The sequence below is a fragment of the Kribbella koreensis genome (genome assembly GCF_039525325.1).
In the GTDB taxonomy this organism is placed as follows: domain Bacteria; phylum Actinomycetota; class Actinomycetes; order Propionibacteriales; family Kribbellaceae; genus Kribbella; species Kribbella koreensis.
This window is the reverse complement of the sequence record NZ_BAAAHK010000013.1, coordinates 791,936-810,771: the sequence shown is the minus strand read 5'-3', so window position 1 is coordinate 810,771 and position 18,836 is coordinate 791,936. Positions and strand designations below refer to the sequence as shown.

At 68.1% G+C, this 18,836-nt stretch carries 17 protein-coding genes; 4 read left to right on the top strand and 13 right to left on the bottom strand.

Annotated elements, in window-relative coordinates; genetic code table 11:
* Entirely contained in the window at window positions 1–351 is a 351-nt protein-coding gene (locus ABD116_RS28230) for a holo-ACP synthase (protein ID WP_328329245.1), read from the bottom strand.
* A gap of 93 nt (window positions 352–444) precedes the next feature.
* On the opposite strand from ABD116_RS28230, the gene coaA reads away from it, so the two are divergent.
* Complete coding sequence (gene coaA / locus ABD116_RS28225) at window positions 445–1,398, top strand: type I pantothenate kinase (protein WP_343976662.1); 954 nt, start codon at window positions 445–447, stop codon at window positions 1,396–1,398.
* A gap of 176 nt (window positions 1,399–1,574) precedes the next feature.
* On the opposite strand, the gene ABD116_RS28220 is transcribed toward coaA, so the two are convergent.
* The 12 genes from ABD116_RS28220 to ABD116_RS28165 form a co-directional block, all read right to left on the bottom strand.
* On the bottom strand, window positions 1,575–2,525 hold the full coding sequence (locus tag ABD116_RS28220; RefSeq protein WP_343976659.1) for a hypothetical protein: 951 nt from the start codon (window positions 2,523–2,525) through the stop codon (window positions 1,575–1,577).
* 116 nt (window positions 2,526–2,641) lie between these two features.
* A complete protein-coding gene (locus tag ABD116_RS28215) occupies window positions 2,642–3,592 on the bottom strand; it encodes a hypothetical protein (RefSeq protein ID WP_343976656.1) in 951 nt (316 codons plus the stop codon).
* 171 nt (window positions 3,593–3,763) lie between these two features.
* Window positions 3,764–4,714 carry a hypothetical protein gene (locus tag ABD116_RS28210; RefSeq protein WP_343976653.1) on the bottom strand — a complete coding sequence of 317 codons (951 nt, stop codon included), beginning with the start codon at window positions 4,712–4,714 and terminating at the stop codon, window positions 3,764–3,766.
* 6 nt (window positions 4,715–4,720) lie between these two features.
* Window positions 4,721–5,629 (bottom strand): hypothetical protein, encoded by a 909-nt coding sequence (locus tag ABD116_RS28205; RefSeq protein WP_343976650.1) that lies wholly within the window; start codon window positions 5,627–5,629, stop codon window positions 4,721–4,723.
* Window positions 5,630–5,709: 80 nt separating this feature from the next.
* Complete coding sequence (locus ABD116_RS28200) at window positions 5,710–6,684, bottom strand: hypothetical protein (RefSeq protein ID WP_343976647.1); 975 nt, start codon at window positions 6,682–6,684, stop codon at window positions 5,710–5,712.
* 146 nt (window positions 6,685–6,830) lie between these two features.
* The gene (locus ABD116_RS28195) at window positions 6,831–8,042 is read right to left on the bottom strand and encodes an MFS transporter (RefSeq protein ID WP_343976644.1); all 1,212 of its coding nucleotides are present in this window, start codon (window positions 8,040–8,042) and stop codon (window positions 6,831–6,833) included.
* Window positions 8,043–8,110: 68 nt separating this feature from the next.
* Complete coding sequence (locus ABD116_RS28190; protein WP_343976641.1) at window positions 8,111–9,394, bottom strand: aminotransferase-like domain-containing protein; 1,284 nt, start codon at window positions 9,392–9,394, stop codon at window positions 8,111–8,113.
* Window positions 9,394–10,479 (bottom strand): alpha-hydroxy acid oxidase, encoded by a 1,086-nt coding sequence (locus tag ABD116_RS28185; protein WP_343976638.1) that lies wholly within the window; start codon window positions 10,477–10,479, stop codon window positions 9,394–9,396. Before ABD116_RS28185 ends, ABD116_RS28190 begins: the two co-directional genes overlap by 1 nt.
* On the bottom strand, window positions 10,472–11,401 hold the full coding sequence (locus ABD116_RS28180) for an alpha/beta hydrolase (RefSeq protein WP_343976635.1): 930 nt from the start codon (window positions 11,399–11,401) through the stop codon (window positions 10,472–10,474). The genes ABD116_RS28185 and ABD116_RS28180 overlap by 8 nt, the downstream gene beginning before the upstream one ends.
* 12 nt (window positions 11,402–11,413) lie before the next feature.
* Window positions 11,414–12,619 (bottom strand): cytochrome P450, encoded by a 1,206-nt coding sequence (locus tag ABD116_RS28175; protein ID WP_343976632.1) that lies wholly within the window; start codon window positions 12,617–12,619, stop codon window positions 11,414–11,416.
* Window positions 12,616–13,833, bottom strand: coding sequence for a cytochrome P450 (locus ABD116_RS28170; RefSeq protein ID WP_343976629.1), 1,218 nt, complete (start codon window positions 13,831–13,833; stop codon window positions 12,616–12,618). The genes ABD116_RS28175 and ABD116_RS28170 overlap by 4 nt, the downstream gene beginning before the upstream one ends.
* Window positions 13,834–13,840: 7 nt before the next feature.
* On the bottom strand, window positions 13,841–15,136 hold the full coding sequence (locus tag ABD116_RS28165; protein ID WP_343976627.1) for an SGNH/GDSL hydrolase family protein: 1,296 nt from the start codon (window positions 15,134–15,136) through the stop codon (window positions 13,841–13,843).
* A gap of 199 nt (window positions 15,137–15,335) precedes the next feature.
* On the opposite strand from ABD116_RS28165, the gene ABD116_RS28160 reads away from it, so the two are divergent.
* From ABD116_RS28160 to ABD116_RS28150, 3 genes are read left to right on the top strand one after another with little or no spacing between them, the layout of a single operon-like run.
* The gene (locus ABD116_RS28160) at window positions 15,336–16,898 is read left to right on the top strand and encodes a class I adenylate-forming enzyme family protein (protein WP_343976624.1); all 1,563 of its coding nucleotides are present in this window, start codon (window positions 15,336–15,338) and stop codon (window positions 16,896–16,898) included.
* Window positions 16,895–18,151, top strand: coding sequence for an MFS transporter (locus tag ABD116_RS28155; RefSeq protein ID WP_343976621.1), 1,257 nt, complete (start codon window positions 16,895–16,897; stop codon window positions 18,149–18,151). The genes ABD116_RS28160 and ABD116_RS28155 overlap by 4 nt, the downstream gene beginning before the upstream one ends.
* Window positions 18,148–18,807 carry an SGNH/GDSL hydrolase family protein gene (locus ABD116_RS28150; protein ID WP_343976618.1) on the top strand — a complete coding sequence of 220 codons (660 nt, stop codon included), beginning with the start codon at window positions 18,148–18,150 and terminating at the stop codon, window positions 18,805–18,807. The genes ABD116_RS28155 and ABD116_RS28150 overlap by 4 nt, the downstream gene beginning before the upstream one ends.
* Window positions 18,808–18,836 lie beyond the last annotated feature (29 nt).

Below are 18,836 nucleotides of genomic sequence, written 5' to 3'. Positions count from 1 at the left end.
TCAGCCCTCCAGTACGACGACCGCCGACGCGATGCCGGCGTCATGGCTCAGCGACAGATGCAGACTCTGTACGCCGAGCCGCGCGGCCTGCTCGGCGACCGTGCCGGTGATCTCCAGCCACGGCCGGCCGGTCTCGTCGGTCCAGACCTCGGCGTCGTGCCACTGCATCCCGGCCGGCGCGCCGAGCGCCTTGGCGAGCGCCTCCTTGGCCGCGAACCGGGCCGCCAGCGACGCGGGCGGCTTCTTCGCCTCCGCCTCGGTGAAGACGCGATCACGCAGCATCGGGGTCCGTTCGAGCGTTTTCATGAACCGCTCCACGTCGACCACATCGATGCCCACGCCGACGATCATGGGGTCCCTGGTGTGACAACTGCCACACCCACAGTCTCGTTGCCGCACATGCCGGTCAGCGTATCCCCGCCAGGTGTGGGAAGAATGGGCCCCATGCTGCAGCCGTCGCGGGAGGTGACCCCGTACACCGAGCTGGACCGCGCCGCCTGGTCCCAGCTGGCCGAGACGACCGAGTCACCGCTGACCGCCGAGGAGGTCGAGCGGCTGCGCGGTCTCGGTGACGAGATCGACATCGACGAGGTCCGCGAGGTCTACCTGCCGCTGTCGCGGATCCTGTCACTCTACGTACGGCACGCCCGGGCGCTGCATTCCGACACCGAGGCGTTCCTCGGCAAACCGGCCGCCACCCGGACCCCGTTCGTGATCGGCATCGGCGGATCCGTTGCCGTCGGCAAGTCCACCACCGCCCGGCTGCTGCGCGAACTGCTCGCCCGCTGGCCCGAGCACCCCCGCGTCGCGCTCGTCACCACCGACGGCTTCCTGTGGCCGAACTCGGAGCTCGAGCGGCGCGGCCTGATGCTGCGCAAGGGCTTCCCGGAGTCGTACGACCGCAAGTCCCTGCTGCGCTTCGTCGTCGAGGTGAAGTCCGGCATGGACAACGTCGAGGCGCCGGTCTACTCCCACCTGCACTACGACCGGATGCCAGGCGTCCGCACCACCGTCGAGCAACCCGACATCCTGCTCCTCGAAGGCCTCAACGTCCTCCAGCCCGCGCCTAGGCACGCGGACGGCAAGAGCGGCCTCGCGGTCAGCGACTTCTTCGACTTCTCCGTGTATGTCGACGCCGCTGCGGACGACATCCGCTCCTGGTACGTCCACCGCTTCCTGAAACTCTGGGAAACAGCCTTCCGCAACCCCGAGTCCTACTTCGTCCGCTACGGCGAACTGAGCCGAGCCGAGGCGATCGCGAAGGCCGAGTCCCTGTGGGACGGCATCAACGGCCCCAACCTCCGCGAAAACATCCTCCCGACGCGCTCCCGAGCAACCCTGGTACTCCGCAAAGGCGCCGACCACGCAGTCCGCTGGGTCCGCCTCCGCAAACTCTGAACTACTGAATCCCCCACGCAGGTAATCCCCCACGCGACCGAAGCCGCACGCGATGCAGGAGCGGGTAGGCGCAGGCCGCGTGGGACAACCCACCACAGTCGGCCAAGACGTCGAGCTGACCAACAGAACGGCGGGCCATTGCAGCTTGTGCGATGGCCCGCCGTCTACCTGCTGGGTTACTCGCCGATCAGTTGGTCCTTGTACCAGGTGGCGGCGACGTGGCTGACGCCGTCGAAGGTGGCCGGGACCTTGCCGTAGGAGGTGATCACGGTCGCCTTGCCGTTCGCCTTGCCGAAGGCGTACTGGTAGCCCGTGTTGGTGTCGTGGTCGATGCCGACCACGAGCGTGCCGCCGCGGACGCCGCAGCGCTGGGTGACCAGCGACTCGAAGGCGGACCAGCCGGAGGCCTGGATCACCTTGACGACCGGCTTCGCGGCCGCCGTGATCGGGATGTGGATGGTGTAGAGCGCGCCGGCCTTCGTGGTCATCAGCAGCGTGTCGTAGGTCGGCGTCTCGCTGATCACGGTCAGCGCCTTGAAAGCCGCGAATCCACCGAAGTTGCCGAGGTTCTTGTAGCCGGTGCCGTTCTTGGCGTACCGGTACAGCTTGCCGTCGGTGTTCAGGCCGTACAGGTACGAGTGCACGGGCGCCGCGACGTTGTAGTTGGAGGTCGCGACGGCCTTGAAGGCCGTCCAGCCGGCCCCGACCTTGGTCGTCGTCACCCGCGGGTCACCCTCGTCGGGGAAGACGGTGGTGTGCCGCATCAGGTTCCCGTTCTGCAGGAACAATCCGTAGGCGAAGTCCTGGGTGCCCGAGGAGTTCGACGCCAGGTACCAGGTGGTCATGGACCGGACGTCCGCAGCGAAATTGAAGGGCACGTACTGGTCGGCCCGGGGCGGCTTGGCAGCGGTGACCTCGGCCACCCCCACGGTGCCCGCGACGGTCGGCCAGATGACCGTGTTGACGCAGGCCTCGGCGACGGCCTTCGCCGAGGGCTGCTGGGCAGCGGACTTGGCCCAGGACGGCGTCGGCTCCCCCTGCGTCGCGGCGAGAGCCGGTCCGGATGCGGCGGTGGCGGCGAGCATGCCGGCACCCGCCACGGCGAGCGCGAGGCGCTGCAACTTCATGAGATTCCCCTCCAGGAAAAACAGGATCTGGCTCGGTCGCACCGAGGTCAAGCAGACCGTAGCGGCCCGACCGGCCTGAACCCTCATCAATTGCAGCTACTTGCAACGGCCCCGAGTCACTCGCCGACCAGCTGGTCGTAGTGCGTGACGAACGAGACGTGGCTGACACCGTTGAAGACGGCCGGGATCTTGCCGTACGACGTGATCGCCGTCGCCGTCCCATTCGCCTTACTGAAGGCGTACTGGTACCCCGAGTCGGTGTCATGGTCGACACCGACCACCAGCGAGCCGCCGCGGGTGCCACATCCCTGCACGACCAGGGATTCGTACGCCGCCCAGCCCGAGCTCCGGATCAGCTTCACGACCGGCTTCGACCCGGCCGCGAGCGGGATCCGGATCGTGTAGAGCGCGCCGGCGTTGGTGGTCATCAGCAGCGTGTCGTAGGTCGCCGTCTCACTGATCACCGTCATCGCCTTGAACGACTTGAAGCCGGGGAACGAGCCGAACGACTTGTACCCGGCACCGTTGCGCACATAGCGATACACGCTGCCGTTGGTGTTCAGCCCGTACAGGTTCGCGTGCCGCGGCGCCACGATGCTGTAGTTGGAGGTGGCGATCGTCTTCATCGCTCCCCAGCCGGACCCGATCTTGGCGGTGGTCGGCTTCGGCGGGTCGAAGTCGGGGAGGACGTCCGTGTGCCGGTAGAGGTCACCGCCCAGCAGGTACAGGCCGTAGATGTAGTACTGCGTCCCCGAGGCGTTCACTGCGGTGTACCAGGTCGCGGCGGTCCGGACCGGGAAGAAGTCGAACGGCTCGTACGCCACCGCGCGCGGCGGCTTGGCGGCGGTGACGTCGACCGCCTCGGCGGTGTTGGCGGCGGTCGGAAAGGCGACCGAGCTGATACAAGGTCCGGCGGCGACGGCCTTCGCCGACTGCTTGACGGCCGCCTTGGCCGCCCAGGACGGCGACGGTTCCCCTTGGGTGGCGGCGATCGCCGGTCCGGACGCGGCAGTGGCGGCGAGCATGCCGACCCCTGCCATGGCGAGCGCGAGACGCTGCAGCTTCATTGAATTCCCCTCCCAGGAAACAAATCTGGCTCGGTCGCACCGAGGTCAGGCCGACGGTAACCACGCGATCGGTCCGGATCGGCGACTATTGCGTTCACCCGCAAAGGTCCTGGCAGGCACAACCGGGCCAGGGCTGTGGAAGCCCTGGCCCGGTTGGGTGTTCGTCTGGTGTTACTCGCCGACCAGTTGGTCGTAGTGCGTGGTGAACGGCGCTGTGGTGACGCCGCTGAGCACGGCCGGGGCCTTGCCGTACGCCGTGATGGCGGTAGCCGTTCCGTTGAACTTGCTGAAGGCGTACTGGTACGCCGAGTCGGTGTCGTGGTCGATGCCGACGATCAGCGTGCCGCCGCGAACGCCGCAGTTGTGGGCGGTCAGCGCCTCGTAGGCCGCGAAACCGGTCTTGCGGACCAGCTTGAGGACGGGCTTGGTGCTGGCCGCGACCGGGATGCGCACGGTGTAGAGCGCGCCGGCGGTCGTCGTCATCAGCAGCGTGTCGTACGTCGGGGTCTCGCTGACCACGGTCAGCGCCTTGAACGACGTGAAGCCGGCGAAGTTGCCGAGCGACTTCACCGCGGTGCCGACCTGCGAGTAGCGGTAGAGCTTGCCGTTCGCGTTCAGCCCGTAGATGTAGGCGTGCCGCGGCGCCGTGATGCTGTAGTTCGAGGTCGCGATGGTCTTGAAGCTTGCCCAGCCCCCGCCGACCTTCGCGATCTTCGGCGTCACCGCACCGGTGTCCTGGTTGATGTAGGTCGTGTGCCGGTACAGGTTGCCGGCCTGGATGAACACGCCGTAGTAGTACAGCTGCGAACCCGACGCGTTCTGCGCGAGATACCAGGTGCCGGTCGCCTTGGCGGCGTAGAACTTGAAATCGAACCACGGCTCGACCTTCGGCGGCTTGCCGGGCAGGATCTCGAGCGAGTTCACGGCGCCGTTGGCGGTCACCCCGCCGAGGAGGCTCGAGCAGGGCTCGGCCACGGCCTTCGCGGCGGCCTGCTGCTTCAGGGCGGCGATCCTGCTCTTCACCGACGGGTTCGGATCGGCCGCGACGGCCGTACCGGAGACGGCGGTGGCCGCGAACAGCCCGGCACCAGCCAGCGCAAGCGCGAAGCGCTGCAGTTTCATTGGCAGTTACTCGCCTTCTAGTGGGACGTAGTGGGAGGTTTGCGCGGCGTGGCTGATGCCATTGAAGACGACCGGGATCTTGCCGTACGCCGTGATCGCGGTGGCCGTCCCCTTCGCGTGGCCGAAGGCGTACTGGTAGCCGGAGTCGGTGTCGTGGTCGATGCCGACGACCAGGGAGCCGCCGAAGTTGCAGCCCTCGACGACGAGCGACTCGTAGGCCGCCCAGCCGGTCTTGCGGATCAGCTTGACGACCGGCGTCGCCTTCGCCGTGATCGGGAGGTGGACGGTGTAGAGCGCGCCGGCCTTCGTGGTCATCAGCAACGTGTCGTACGTCTGGGTCTCGCTGATCACGGTCATCGCCTTGAACGATGCGTAGCCGCCGAACGACCCGAGAGCCTTGTAGCCGGCGCCGCTCTTCGCGTAGCGATAGAGGCGGCCGTTGGCGTTCAGCCCGTACAGGTACGCGTGATTCGGAGCCCCGACGCTGTGGTTGGAGGTCGCGATGGCCTTGAACGTTCCCCAGCCGGAGCCGACCTTGGCCGCGGTCGGCCGCGGCGCGCTGCCATCATTCGGAATGACGGTCGTGTGCCGGTACAGGTTGCTGCCCTGAAGGAACAAGCCGTAGGCGTAGACCCGGGTGCCCGCGCTGTTCTGAGCCACGTACCAGGTCGCCATGGACCGGGTGGCGAAGAACTTGAACGGCTCGTACCGCAGCGCCCGCGGCGGCTTGGCCGGGATGACCTCCGCGGACTCCACCGTGCCCTTGGCCGTCGGCCAGACGAGTTGGTTGCCGCACGGCGGCCCGCTGGCCGGAGCCGGGCCGGACTGGGTGGCGCCGAACGCCGGTCCGGACGCGGCGGTGGCGGCCAGCAGACCGGCACCGGCAAGCACGAGTGCGAAGCGCTGCAGCTTCATCTCAGGAGTCCCCCTCCAGGGCGGTAAAAGGACCGACCGGGGACACCGTCGCAACGGTTGTCCCCGGTCGGGTCGAGGTGTTACTCGCCGTTCAGGTTGTCTTTGTACCAGGTGAAGGGGGCGTGGTTGTTGCCGTCGAGGACGGCCGGGATTTTGCCGTACGACGTGATCACGGTCGCTGTGCCGTTCGCGTGGCCGAAGGCGTACTGGTAGCCGGTCTGGGTGTCGTGGTCGACGCCGATGACGAGGGTGCCACCGCGGTTGCCGCAGGCCTGGGTCGCGAGCGACTCGTACGCCGACCAGCCGGAGGACCGGATGGTCTTGAGGACCGGCTTCGCCGACGCGGTGATCGGGATCCGGATCGTGTAGAGCCCGCCGGCCCTGGTGTTCAGCAGCAGCGTGTCGTAGGTCGCGGTCTCGCTGATCACGGCCAGCGACTTGAAGGATGCGTAGCCGCCGAAGGTGCCGAGCGCCTTGTAGGTGGAGGTGGTGCCGTTCTTGGCGTATCGGTACAGCAATCCGTTGGTGTTCAGGCCGTACAGGTACGAGTGGGTGGGCGCGGCGACCTGGTAGTTCGAGGTCGCGATCGCCCGGAAGGTGGCCCAGCCGGAACCGATCTTGACCCTGGTGGTCTTCGGCTCGCCGGTCGCGGGGAGGGTGGTCGTGTGCCGGTAGAGGTTGTCGCCGGTCAGGAACACCCCATAGGCGAAGTACTGGGTGGCGGAGGCGTTGGCCGCCGCGTACCAGGTCGCCGTGTAGCGGGCAGCACCGAAGTTGAACGGCGCGTACTGGTCGACCCGCGGCGGCTTGGCCGGGGTGACGTCGACCGTTCCGGTCACGTTCGTGGCTTCGGGATAGACCAGCGACTGGACGCACTCGGCCTCGGCGGCGACGGACTTGTCCGACTTCGCCGCCGCTTCCTTGGTGTTGGCGGCCCGCTGCGCCCAGGACGGCGCCGGGTCGTTCTGGGTGGTGGCGAGGGCCGGTCCGGACGCGGCCGTGGCGGCGAGCATTCCGACGGCGGCGACGGCGACTGCGAGGCGCTGCAGCTTCATTGAGGTCATCCTCTCGGCAAAGCAGTTCGGTCCAGGGCACCCCGGGACCGAACTGACGGTAACTTCGCCACCGGGCGACGCGCGTGAGATTTGCATCTTCGTGCAATGGATTGCTGCCGGTTCGTGCATCGACCGCAGTCAGTTCGTTACCTGGAGTGAGCTCGCAGCGTGGGAAGAGTGGCTGCGGCGACCAGGGCGGCGGTCAGCGCGAAGGCCAGTGGATAGCCGGTCCCGGCGACCACGAAGCCGAAGATGATGGCGCCGGCGCCCCAGCCGCCGTCGTACGCGAGGTTCCACAACGCGCTGACCTGGCCGTACCGGGACTTCGGTGAACGGTCGTACATGATCGCCAGGGTGAGGTTCTGGGCGGCGCCGAAGCCGACCCCGAAGAGCGCGGCGCCGGTGATGACGGCGGCCGGGTTGCCGATGAAGACCAGCGCGCCGGCGCCGAGCGCGGCCAGGATGATGGCCAGAGGCAACAATTTGGCCGGTCCGACGCGGTCACCGACCCGCCCGGCCAGCCAGCGGGCGGCCGGTGCGGCGATCGCCTGGATCAGCAAGGCGATGGCGACCACGAAGTGGTTGCTGGATCCCAGCGGCAGAAAGGTCACACTGATGCCTGCGGCAACGGTCACGGCCGCGAAGACGAGCGTCGGCATCAGCAGTCCGCTGCCCCGCAAGCCGCCCAGCACCTTCACGTGCTGCTCTTCACTGCCGGTACTACGCGCCGCCACGCCCGGCACCATCGCAAGGCCGGCCAGCGACGCGACGGCGGCGAGGACGAACAGCGCGTCGTACCCGATGACGCCGGTGAGGTAGATCCCCAACGGCAACCCGATCACCGCGGGCAGCCCGACGACGACGCCGTAGATCCCCAGCGCCTCGCCCCGTCGGTGGGCCGGGGCGACATCCGCGACCAGCACGACCGCGCCGACGACCATGATCGCCAGCCCGGCGCCGCGAACGACGCAGACGGCCAGCACGAGTGGGAGCGATGAGGTCACTACCAGAGCAAGTGACGGCGCACCCAGCAACACGAGCCCCAGCGCGAGCGTCCCCCGATACCCAAACCGCCTGAGCATCCGGGGTACCAGCAGCTCGACACCCACTGCCGCCAGCATCATCGCCCCGGTCGACAGGCCGGCGCCGATGCCGCCGGCTCCGTTCGCTGCGAGGTAGAGCGGTACGACCGAGGTCAGCAGGTACATGCTCAGCCCGGACCCGAACACCATCACCAGCAACCGCGCAAAGGCCGGCGTCACCAGCGCCGATCCGGCTGCCGGCGACCGCTCCGGCGATTTCGCCTCGGGCGCTGGTGGCTGTAGGTCGGCGGTGGCCGGGAGCTCGCAGGTAGTCATGGATTCACCGTAGGAGCAGAGCGGTCTGGTCTACAGGTCCAGTTCTTGGGGCGTAGGGAGTACCAGTTTCAGAGCTGGTCGTGGATCAGGGCGGCCAAGCGGTTCAATGCGGCGTCGATCTGCGCCGGGGTCACTGAACTGCAGGAGAGACGGAGGGCGTTGAGCGGGGCGTCGCCGTCGTAGAAGTGGCTCATCGGGGTGAAGAGGACGCCGTACTCGTGGGCGGACTTCTCCAGCAGGGCGTCGGTGACCGGGAAGGGGACGGTGACGACGATGAAGAAGCCGCCGGACGGGACCGTCCAGGCGACGTCCCCATCGGGGAAGCGGGCGGCCAGGCCGTCGGTGATGGCGCGGAGGTTGGTGGCGTAGATGTCGCGTTCGCGCAGGGTGGCGGTGACCAGGCTGCAGTCGTTCTGGAGGAGCTTGCCGCCGATCACCGCCTGCGCGACGGCTGAGGTGTTGACGGTGAGCATGCTCTTGAGCTTGGAGAGTTCGTCAGCCAGCAAACCGACGGTGCCGTCGGGGGTGGCGACGGTCTGGTCCGCGACGACGTAGCCGACCCGGGCGCCGGGCAGCGCGGTCTTGGCAAAAGAACCGAGATAGATCACGCGTCGCTCGGTGTCCAGGGCCTTCAGGGTCGGCACCCGGTCGACACCGGCGGCGGGGAACAGGCCGTACGGGTTGTCTTCGAGCAGGAGGAGGTCTTCCTGGGCGGCGATCTCCAGCAGTCGCCGTCTGGTCTCCAGGTCGAGGCTGAGGCCGGATGGGTTGGCGAAGTCGGGCATGACGTAGCAGGCGCGTGGGCGGAGACCGTCGGCTCGCGCTCGCTTGACGACGGCGACCAGGTCGTCGAGGTCGACGCCATCGTCGCCCCCGGCAACCGGCAGGACGGGGAGGTCGACGAGTCGGGCGGCGCCGGTGATGCCGACGTAGGCCGGGGAGATGGCGAGCAAGACGTCGGCGGGGGTCGCGCGGAGCGCGCGGAGTACGAGGACCATCGCTTCCTGGCAGCCGACCGTCACCACGATCGCGTCCGGGTCGACCGCGATGCCCTCGTCGGCGGCGAGGTTGCGGGCGACCAGCGGGTGGATGATGCCCTTCGTGCGGCCGTACTGGAAGATCTGCTGTCGGACGCCGGCCTCGTCGTAGCCGAGTTCGTCGCGCAGGTACTCGGCGAAGGTGTCGAGGTAGGAGTGCAGGTCCTCGAGCGCGTAGTACTCCTCGTACGGACGCCCGGCGGCGAGCGAGATCGCGTCGGGGTAGTGGTTGGCGACCTCGTTGAGGAAGTTCATCGAGTTCAGCGCGCGGTCGGTGAGCGAACCGTGCAGGTCGGTGACGTTCAGATCGGCCATCAGGCCCTCCCGGTGGTGAGGCGCGCTGCAGCTTGGACGTTCGCACAGCCTGCCAGCAGCATCGCGTCGCTCAGCTCTTTGCGCAGCAGCTCCAAAGCTTCTCCGCACGCGTCGACGGCAAGTGCCCAGAGCAACGGACGGCCGATCAGTACTCCGGAGGCGCCGAGCGCGAGCGCACGCAGTACATCGGTACCGCTCCGAATCCCGCTGTCGAGCAACACCTCACACTCCTTGCCCACGGCATCCACAATCCTCGGCAAGGCGTTGACCGAGGCAACCGCCCCGTCCAGCTGCCGACCGCCATGGTTCGACACCACGATGCCATCAGCACCCACTTGCACCGCCCGCACAGCGTCACGCGGATCGAGAATCCCCTTCAAAAGCAGCGGAAGCTTGGTCTTCGATCGCAACCACTCGAGGTCCTGCCACGACACCGCAGGCTCGAAGGCCGATGCCGTATGAGCCGCGACAGCAGACAACCCCGGTACTCCGACGTGCGCCTCGCTCCGCGCCCCGACCAGGTTGGCCGCGACCACATCCGCAGGCAACGCGAAGCCATTCCGCACATCCCGCAGTCGCCGACCCATCACCGGAACATCCACGGTGACCATCAACGCGCCACACCCAGCAGCCTCCGCCCGATCGATCAGCGACTCCACCACTGCTCGATCCCGCAGCCAATACAACTGAAACCACGAAGGCGCCACCTCCGCGATCTCCTCCAGCGGGAAGCTGCTCAACGTACTGATCACATACGGCACCCCCGCCGCCGCAGCCGCCCGAGCCAGCAACAACTCCCCACCCGGATGCACCAGCCGCTGATAAGCCATCGGCGCCACCACCACCGGCATCCCCACCTGTCCACCAACCAGCCGACACCCCACCTCAGCCTCAGCCACCCCCGCCAGCACCCGAGGCACCACAGTCACCCCATCCAACGCCGACCGATTCAACCGAAGAGTCGTCTCAGTCCCACTCCCCCCAGCAACAAACTCCCTCACCTCAACAGGCAGAACCCCAGCCGCCAACCCCTCGAAGTCGTCGAGACACAACGCGGGTGCGGGAGGTGCCTGGAGGTCAGGCATCGGCGAAGGTCTTTCTTAGCCAGTCGGCGGAGTCGGTCAGTGCCTTGCGGGCGGTGTCGAGGATGCCGGACATGGTGTAGAAGCCGTGGGGCATGCCTTCGTAGCGGGTTAGTTGGGTGGGGACGCCGGCGGCGTAGAGCTTTTCGGCGTAGTACTCGCCTTCGTCTCTTAGGGGGTCGTACTCGGCGGTGATGACCAGCGCCGGCGGGAGGCCGGCGTGGGAGGGGGCCAGGAGTGGGGAGGCGAGCGGGTTGGTGCCGTCGGACTCGTCGCGCAGGTAGTGCTTCCAGTACCAGTTGACTGAGGTGCGATTGAAGAGGAAGGGGTCGTCGCCGGCGCGCATGGAAGCGGTGTCGGAGCCATACAAAGTGTTGGGGTAGACCAAGAGTTGAGCAGCCAGGGACGGGCCGGAATCTCTTGCCAGCAAGGTGGTTGCGGCCGCGAGGTTGCCGCCGGCACTGTCGCCTCCGACAGCTAGACGGGCTACGTCCACACCCAGTTCGACGGCGTGAGCCGCGATCCATTGGGTTGCTCGGTGGCAGTCGTCGACCGCCGCCGGGAAGGGGTTCTCCGGCGCCAGGCGATAGCCGACTGTGATGACCTGGCACGGGACGAGGTTGGCCAGCCGACGGCACACCCCGTCAGCGGTCTCGATGCTGCCGAGCGTCCATCCGCCACCGAAGAAGTACACGAGCGTCGGCAACGGCCCATCCCCCACCGGACGGTAGATCCGCAACGTCAGCCCGGACTCCTCCATCACGACATCCCGCACGGAGTGCACCGGCTCAACCTCGCCACCACCCGCTTGGATGGACGCGAGATCAGCCGCCCGCGCCTCGGCCAGCGTCTGCGTGTAGAGCTGCGGCACGTTGTCCGCCGCCCGCTTCGCCCGCATCTCCTCGACCTGAGGATCCAATGGCATCTCAAGCACCTCTCAAGTCAGCGTGACCGGCATGGTCGCGAACCCACGAAGAGCAAACCCGGCACTCTGCACCGGCGCCCCGGCCAGCGCCAGCTCCGGGAACCGCTGGAACAACCGAGGCAACGCCAGCCGCCCCTCAGCCCGCGCAAGCACCGCCCCGATACAGAAGTACGCGCCGGCCCCAAACGTGATGTGCCGCTTGTCCGCCCGCTCCGCATCAAACACCTCAGGCGAAGGAAACCGCGCCGGATCCCGGTTGGCCGCCCCCAGAATCACCAGCACCAGCCCACCCTCAGGGATCGTCACCCCACCCACCGACAGATCCTCAGAAGCAGTCCGTACTACGACCTGCGCCGTCCCGTCCCACCGGAGCACCTCCTCGACGCAAGCCTCGGCCACCGCCGGATCAGCAGCCAGCGCCTTCACCAGCGACGGCCGTTCGAGCAATGGCGGCAGCGCGTTGCCGAGCAGGTTGATCGTCGTCACGAAGCTGGCGTTGAAGAGCACCAGCAGGTTGCCGACCAACTCCTCATCGGTCAGCACGCTGTCGCCGGAGTCGATCACCTGCACCAGCCCGCTGATCAGGTCGTTGCCAGGGGCAACACGACGGTCCGCGATCAACTGTTGGTAGTACGCCGACATCTCCACGGCAGCTTCATTGGCCGCGGCAACCTTCTCGACCGTCCGCCCACCGAAGTCCAGATAGTCCTCCACCCGCTGCACCCGGGTCCTGAACCACTCCAGATCCGGCGCCGGGATCCCCAGCAACGCACTCATCACACCGGCAGGCAGCAGATACCCGAACTCCGCGATGAAGTCGACCGGCCCATCAGCACCCAACACGCCGAGCCGATCCAGCAGCGAGTCCGTCAACGCGACGATCTCCGGCTCCAGCTCGGCGACCCGCCGCGGCGTGAAGGCCTGATGGAACGCCCGCCGCATCCGCCCATGATCAGGCTCGGTCCGGAACATCATCGAGTTCCCGAGCGCCGTCGACACCGGATCGGCGTCGGGCCCGGGCGGCGGACCACCCTTGACGAAGCGTGGATCACGCAGGATCTGATCGACCGCCGCATACCCGTTGGCCACGGCCGCGTACGCAGTACTGGCCGGTGTCAAACTGACCGGACCCAGCTCGTGAAGTCTTTCGTACAAGGGGTACGGCGCTCGCCGCCCCTCGTCGGTCTGCAGCAGCGCAAGGATCTCGTCGGCGGTCATGTTGCCACCGGCATCGACTTGTACCCGCGCAGGAACTGCTGTGGATTCCGCACCGGCGGCCGCGCGGCCCGCAACGACGGGAACCGCTCCAGCAACCGCGGAAAGGCGATCCGGGCCTCCGCCCGGGCCAGCGCCGCACCCAGGCAGTAGTGCGGACCGGCGCCGAAGCTCAACGGCTTCACGTCCGTCCGCCCCGCATCGAAGAGATCCGGCGACGGGTACCGCAGCGAATCCCGATTGGCAGCACCGAGCATCACCAACACGATCTCCTTGGCTGGAAGGACTGTTCCGGCGATCTCGGCATCCTCTTCGGACCAGCGGGCGACGAACTGTACCGGCGCCTCGTACCGCAGAACCTCTTCGACGAAGGCGGGCGAGCCGGCGGCCGCGCGAAGCCCGGGCTGGTCGAGCAGTTGCCACATCCCGTTGCCGATCAGGTGGATCGTCGTCACGAAGCTGGCGTTGAAGAGCACCAGCAGGTTGCAGATCAGGTCGTAGTCCGACACCTCGTGCAGCCCGGCGTCGATGGCCGCGACCAACTGGCTGATCAGGTCGTCGCTCGGCGTCTTCCGTCGCGCGACGATCAGGTCCTGGTAGTAGTCGGACAGCTCGCGAGTCGCCTGGTCGGCGGCCGCCAGCACCTCGTCGGTCTTGCCGACCACATCGAGAAAGTCGTTGATTCGTTCGACTCTGGGCCGGAACCAGGCCAGGTCGTCCTGCGGGATGCCGAGCAGCGCAGCGACCACGCTGCTCGGCAACGGGTAGGCGAACTCGGTCATGAAGTCCGCCTCCCCGTCCCGGTCGAACCGCTCGGCCAGCTGGTCGATCAGGCCGTCGACCAACTGGCCGACAGCCGGCTCCAGCTCGGTCACCCGGCGGGGCGTGAACACCTGGTGGAACAGGCGTCTGGCCGTCAGGTGCCGGGGACCGTTGCTGTACATCATCGAGTTGTTGAGCACCGCCAGCAGCGGATGCTCGCGCCACCCGGGACCACCGTGATCGTCGCTGAACACGTCGTCGGCGACATGGAACCGCGGGTCGCGCAGCAGCTCGTCGGCTGCCTGGTAGCCGGTGACCACCGCCGCATATCCGCCATCGCCTCCCAGCAGGGAGACTGGACCTAGCTTGTGGAGTTCGGCGTAGTACCGGTATGGATCGTCCAGACCGGCTTCGCTGAAGAGTCCCTTGAGCACTTGATCGGCGGCGGTGGTCATCAGCGGCTCACCGGACCAGCTGCAGCGGGATCGAGTCGGCCATCGCCTGGTAGCCGGCGTCGTTCAGGTGGATGTGGTCGCCGCCGTCGTAGGCAGCCAGCAGCTTCTCGGGCGCGCTTGGGTCCCGAACGGCCTTGTCGAAGTCGATGACGCCGTCGAACTCGTGCTGGTTGCGCAGCCACTTGTTGACCGCGACCCGGGTCGCCTCCTTCTCCGGCGTCCAGCCGCCGGGCGTGGTGAAGCCGCCGTACGGCGTGATGGTGGCGCCGATGCTGGTGATGCCGTTCTCGTGCAGCTGGCTGTTGATCTGCTTGAGCGCGCCGATGATCTGGTCCGAGCCGGCGCCGTTCATCCAGATGTCGTTCACGCCGAGGTGGGTGATGACGGTTCGCTCGTTGGTCTGGGCGTAGACGTCCTCGTTCAGCCGGGCCAGCGCGTTCGGGCCGAGCTGCTCGGTGCCGCTCGGGCCACCGAGGATCAGACCGTCGCTGTCCTGCAGCAGCCGGTTGCCGGCCTCGCCGACGTTCAGCACTCCGGGAGCGTTGTGGTGACGGTCGGCGACCAGGCGCTCGGCGAGCTGGTCGGGCCAGCGGTTGTTGCCGTTGAGCGTGCTGAGCAGGCCGTCCGCGATCGAGTCACCGAGCACGACGATCGAGCCCGCCGACTTCTCGGTCAGGACGTCGACGCCGGACAGGAACGTCCAGCAGCAGGCCCGGGTCCGGTCGTACCCGGTCCCGTCGGGCGCGTTGGTCAGGTCGCCCGGACCGAAGAAGTTCTCCTGGTCCGAGGACGCGTGCCAGCTGGTCGGGCCGGTCGCGGTCGGGTAGAAGACGCTGATCACCAGCGTGCTCAGGTCCGGCACGGTCAGCTTGACCGGGTCGCTGAGCAGCTCGGCGCCCTTGTTCATCACCGCGGTCGGCGAGCCGCCGTTGAAGGTCAGCGCCCGCTTGGACGCCACCACGATGTCGGACTGTACCGGCGTCGAGGTGTCCCCGAACGCCACGGTCGCCGCGCCGATCTGGACCGGTCGGTCGCCGTAGATGTTGGTGAACCGGATCCGGACCTTGTCGCCCCCCACGGACGGCCGGACCACGTAGCGGGCGCTCTGGTTGTTGAGACCGGTGGCGGTGAACCCGGCCGTCTCGGGCTTGACGATGCCGGCGGACCAGCTGCCCACCCACTCGGACCGGTCGCCGTGGCCGCCGGACGTCTGAGCCGACGATCCGGTGAAGACCAGGGCCGAGCCGGCCAGTGAAACGGCGGCCGCTAGTGCGGCCGATCTGACGGTACTGGGAATGCGCATGGAACAACCCCCCAATGGGTTGGCGCGCGACGGGTGAGAAATACCCTGCGCGAGTGGCGGTGACGGTGACGGAAACCTAGTTCCGGATTCCTGACACGTCAACGGGCGCTTTGAATTGTTCGCTTGAATTCACCCGACCGCTGGCCGCCGGGAAATATCGGAAGTACAGTCGCCCCGGATACCGAAAGGGTGGGGCGCCATGTCGGTCGATTTCGTGCTGGACCGGAACCTGGAGCGGTCCGGTTCTTATGTGGTCGCTGCGCTCCGGCTTTTCGCGCGGTACGGCGAGGCCGAGGCGATCGTCGCCGGCGGCCGGCGGCTGACGTACGCCGAGCTGCGCGCGCAGGTGCTCGACCTGGCCGCGACGCTGCAGGATCGCGGCGTCGGCCCGGGTACCGGCGTGCTCGTGCTGGCCGGCAACACGATCGAGCTGCCGGCCCTCCAGCTCGCGCTGCACCTGGTCGGCGCCCGGACGATGTGGATCGCGCCGATCGCGGGCCGCCGGGAGATCGAGGCGTTCGCGCGGCTGTCCGAGGCGGACGTCTTCGTCTACGACGCCCGCACCAAGGCCGTCATCGGAGAGCGGCTGGCGGTCAGCCTCGCAGTACCGGTGCACTGCCTCGGTGCAGGCGGGTTGGGGCCGGATCTGCTGGCCCCACCGGCCACGGCGTTCGAACCGGAGTACGGGGAGCTGACCCCGGCCACCTGCCTGCAGACGAGCGGTACCACCGGGGAGCCCAAGCTGGTGCACCACCGGCAGGCGTTCTACGAGCAGATCCTCACGCTGGCCGACGACTACCTGGCCGCCGGGCTGCCCGTGCTGCGGCACCTGTCGCACTCGCCGATGGCGTTCGCGAGCGGGCAGATCACCAGCTTCTTCAACCTGTTCATGGGCGGCGTGCTGTTCCTCGAGGACGACTGGGACCCGGGCCGCGCGCTGGCGACGATCGAGCGCGAGCGGATCAACTCGACGTACGTGTCGCCGCCCCTGCTCTACCAGCTGCTCGACCACCCGGACCTGCCGACCACTGACGTCAGCAGCCTGTTCATGCTCAACGTGGGGGCCGGCCCCGCCGCTCCGTCCCGGCTACGGCAGGCCATCGAGCGCTTCGGGCCGGTACTGCGGATCGTGTACGGGCTGAGCGAGGTCATCGTGGTGACGGCCCAGCCTGGGCTGACCGAGGACCCGGAGCATCCCGAGCGACTACGGTCGAGCGGTACGCCGTACGGGGACGTCCGCGTGGAGATCCGGTCCCCTGATGGGGCACCGGTCGCGGCGGGGCAGACCGGGGAGATCTACGCGACCAGCAGGCTCCGCTTCGCGGGGTACTGGGGGCGGCCGGACCTGACCGAGCAGGCCATCGTCGACGACTGGGTGCGGACGGGTGATCTCGGGTATCTGGACTCCGACGGGTACCTGTACGTCGTCGATCGGGTGCAGGACACGATCGTCACGGGGTCGAGCAACTGGAACGTGTACTGCCGGCCGATCGAGGACCTGCTGCAGTCGCATCCGGGGGTACGGGCGGCGGCGGTCATCGGCGTACCGGACGAGGCGTTCGGGGAGGTGCCGCACGCGTACGTGGTCCGGTACGACGGCGCTGTGGTGACGGCCGGCGAGCTGCAGACGCTGGTCCGGAACGAGTTCAACGAGATGTGGACACCGCGCGAGATCGAGTTCCTGGACGATCTCCCGCTGACCTCCGCCCACAAGATCGACAAGGTGGCCCTGCGCTCCCGACACGAAGCAAAGCCGGCATGAGCGAGCCGTCGGCGCAGGCGTCCGGGCGGCGTCGGGCTGGGCTGATCGCGCTGTTCAGCGCGGATGTGTTGTCGGTGCTGGGCGACCGGGTGTCGATGGTGGCGATCCCCTGGCTCGTCCTGACCACCACCGGCAGCCCCGCGAAGATGGGCCTGGTCGCGGGGGCCGAGATGCTCCCGTACGTCGTATCGGGCGTGCTCGCCGCGCCCCTGGCCGACCGCTTCGGGCTGCGCCGGACGTCGATCGTGACGGACCTCGGGAGCGCCCTGGCGATGGCTGCGATCGTACTGACGCCGGGCTCGTCCTTCGCCCTGCTGTGCCTGCTGGTCGCCATCGCGGGCGCGCTGCGCGGCTGCGGCGACCGGGTCAAGCACGTCATGCTCAAGCCGATGGCGGACGCGGCCGGGGTCAAGATGATCCGCGTGACCTCGTCGTACGAGGGCTTCACCCGTACCGCGACGCTGGTCGGCGCACCCCTCGGCGGGCTCCTGATCAGCTGGATCGGCCCGAACAAGGCGATCACCGTCGACGCGATCTCGTTCGTCGTCTGCGCTGCGCTGATCGGCTTCCTGGTACGCCTGCCGGCCGTCGTCGATGACACCCCCGCACCGCCGCGGGAGCCGTACTTCCGAGCGCTGCGGGGTGGGTTCGCCTATCTCCGCAAGGACCAGCTGCTGCTCGGGATGATCGTGATGATCTTCTTCCTGAACGTCTTCAACCAGGCCGGCACCGCGGTCTTCGTGCCGCTCTGGGTCGAGCAGGTCCTCAAGTCGCCCGCAGCCCTCGGCCTGCTCTTCGGCGGCTTCGCGGCCGGCGCCCTGCTCGGGAACGTGATCTTCACGCTGCTCGGCCCGCGCCTCCCGCAGTACTCGTCCTTCGTCATCGGCGCCGCGATCGGCGGCGCCCCGCGCCTGTTCACCCTGGGCCTGTCACACCACCTCTGGGTGGTCATCTCAGTCAGCTTCGCCTGCGGCATCGCGAACGCCGCGGTCAACCCGGTCATGGGCGTGACCCTGTACGAACGGGTACCGGCCGAACTCCAGACGCGGGTCTTCGGCGTGACCGGCGCGATCGCCTTCATCGGCATCCCCATCGGCGGCGTACTGGCCGGCTGGTCTGCCGCCACGTTCGGCCTGCGCCCCGCGGTCATCGGCTCCGGCGTGATCCTCCTCCTGGTCACCCTCATCCCCGTCTACCGCTGGTGGCGCCACCCGGTAGAGCTCCCCAACTACCGCTCCAAGGAGGCAGCATGATCACCGAAGCCACCGACGAGTACTGCCTGTCCGAGGGCGAGTCCGCCAAGCTCCTGGCCGGCCACCCCTGGCGCCGCTTCGTAGTCCTAGGCGACAGCGTCGCCGAAGGCCTCTGCTCCCCCGTGCCCGGCTACTCCGACCTCCAATGGGCCGACCGCCTGGCCGCCGAACTAGCCGTCCCCCACTACCTGAACCTAGGCGTCTCCGGCCTCCGAGCCCACGAGATCCGCTCCACCCAGCTAGCCCCCGCCTTGGCCTTCCGCCCCGACCTCGCCCTGGTGGTAGGCGGCGGCAACGACGCCTTCTCCGCCCGCTACAACCCAGACCGAGTAGACACCGAACTAACCGAGATGGTGCAGGCGCTGCAGGCAGCCGGCGCCGACGTAATCACCCTAGGCATGTTCAACGTCTCCTACTCCCCCGCCATCCCCGCTTGGCTCCGCCCCGGCCTCCGCACCCGCATGACCACCCTCTCCGAACGCACCCAAGCCCTAGCCGCTCGCCTAGGCACGATCCACGTCCACCTAACCACCCACCCCCTCTCCACAGACCCCACCCTCTACTCCCCCGACGGCCGCCACGGCACAGCCCGAAGCGACGCAGTAGCCACCGCCGAAACAATCCGCCGCCTGGCAGCCCACCTAGCCCCCCACTAGCCCCCCACCCGCTCACCGGGTGCCGGTGG

Excerpts from the sequence above, each read along its gene's own strand:
- ABD116_RS28230 (WP_328329245.1), bottom strand. The coding sequence starts at position 351 with ATGATCGTCGGCGTGGGCATCGATGTGGTCGACGTGGAGCGGTTCATG.
- coaA (WP_343976662.1), top strand. The coding sequence starts at position 445 with ATGCTGCAGCCGTCGCGGGAGGTGACCCCGTACACCGAGCTGGACCGC.
- ABD116_RS28220 (WP_343976659.1), bottom strand. The coding sequence starts at position 2,525 with ATGAAGTTGCAGCGCCTCGCGCTCGCCGTGGCGGGTGCCGGCATGCTC.
- ABD116_RS28215 (WP_343976656.1), bottom strand. The coding sequence starts at position 3,592 with ATGAAGCTGCAGCGTCTCGCGCTCGCCATGGCAGGGGTCGGCATGCTC.
- ABD116_RS28210 (WP_343976653.1), bottom strand. The coding sequence starts at position 4,714 with ATGAAACTGCAGCGCTTCGCGCTTGCGCTGGCTGGTGCCGGGCTGTTC.
- ABD116_RS28205 (WP_343976650.1), bottom strand. The coding sequence starts at position 5,629 with ATGAAGCTGCAGCGCTTCGCACTCGTGCTTGCCGGTGCCGGTCTGCTG.
- ABD116_RS28200 (WP_343976647.1), bottom strand. The coding sequence starts at position 6,684 with ATGAAGCTGCAGCGCCTCGCAGTCGCCGTCGCCGCCGTCGGAATGCTC.
- ABD116_RS28195 (WP_343976644.1), bottom strand. The coding sequence starts at position 8,042 with ATGACTACCTGCGAGCTCCCGGCCACCGCCGACCTACAGCCACCAGCG.
- ABD116_RS28190 (WP_343976641.1), bottom strand. The coding sequence starts at position 9,394 with ATGGCCGATCTGAACGTCACCGACCTGCACGGTTCGCTCACCGACCGC.
- ABD116_RS28185 (WP_343976638.1), bottom strand. The coding sequence starts at position 10,479 with ATGCCTGACCTCCAGGCACCTCCCGCACCCGCGTTGTGTCTCGACGAC.
- ABD116_RS28180 (WP_343976635.1), bottom strand. The coding sequence starts at position 11,401 with ATGCCATTGGATCCTCAGGTCGAGGAGATGCGGGCGAAGCGGGCGGCG.
- ABD116_RS28175 (WP_343976632.1), bottom strand. The coding sequence starts at position 12,619 with ATGACCGCCGACGAGATCCTTGCGCTGCTGCAGACCGACGAGGGGCGG.
- ABD116_RS28170 (WP_343976629.1), bottom strand. The coding sequence starts at position 13,833 with ATGACCACCGCCGCCGATCAAGTGCTCAAGGGACTCTTCAGCGAAGCC.
- ABD116_RS28165 (WP_343976627.1), bottom strand. The coding sequence starts at position 15,136 with ATGCGCATTCCCAGTACCGTCAGATCGGCCGCACTAGCGGCCGCCGTT.
- ABD116_RS28160 (WP_343976624.1), top strand. The coding sequence starts at position 15,336 with ATGTCGGTCGATTTCGTGCTGGACCGGAACCTGGAGCGGTCCGGTTCT.
- ABD116_RS28155 (WP_343976621.1), top strand. The coding sequence starts at position 16,895 with ATGAGCGAGCCGTCGGCGCAGGCGTCCGGGCGGCGTCGGGCTGGGCTG.
- ABD116_RS28150 (WP_343976618.1), top strand. The coding sequence starts at position 18,148 with ATGATCACCGAAGCCACCGACGAGTACTGCCTGTCCGAGGGCGAGTCC.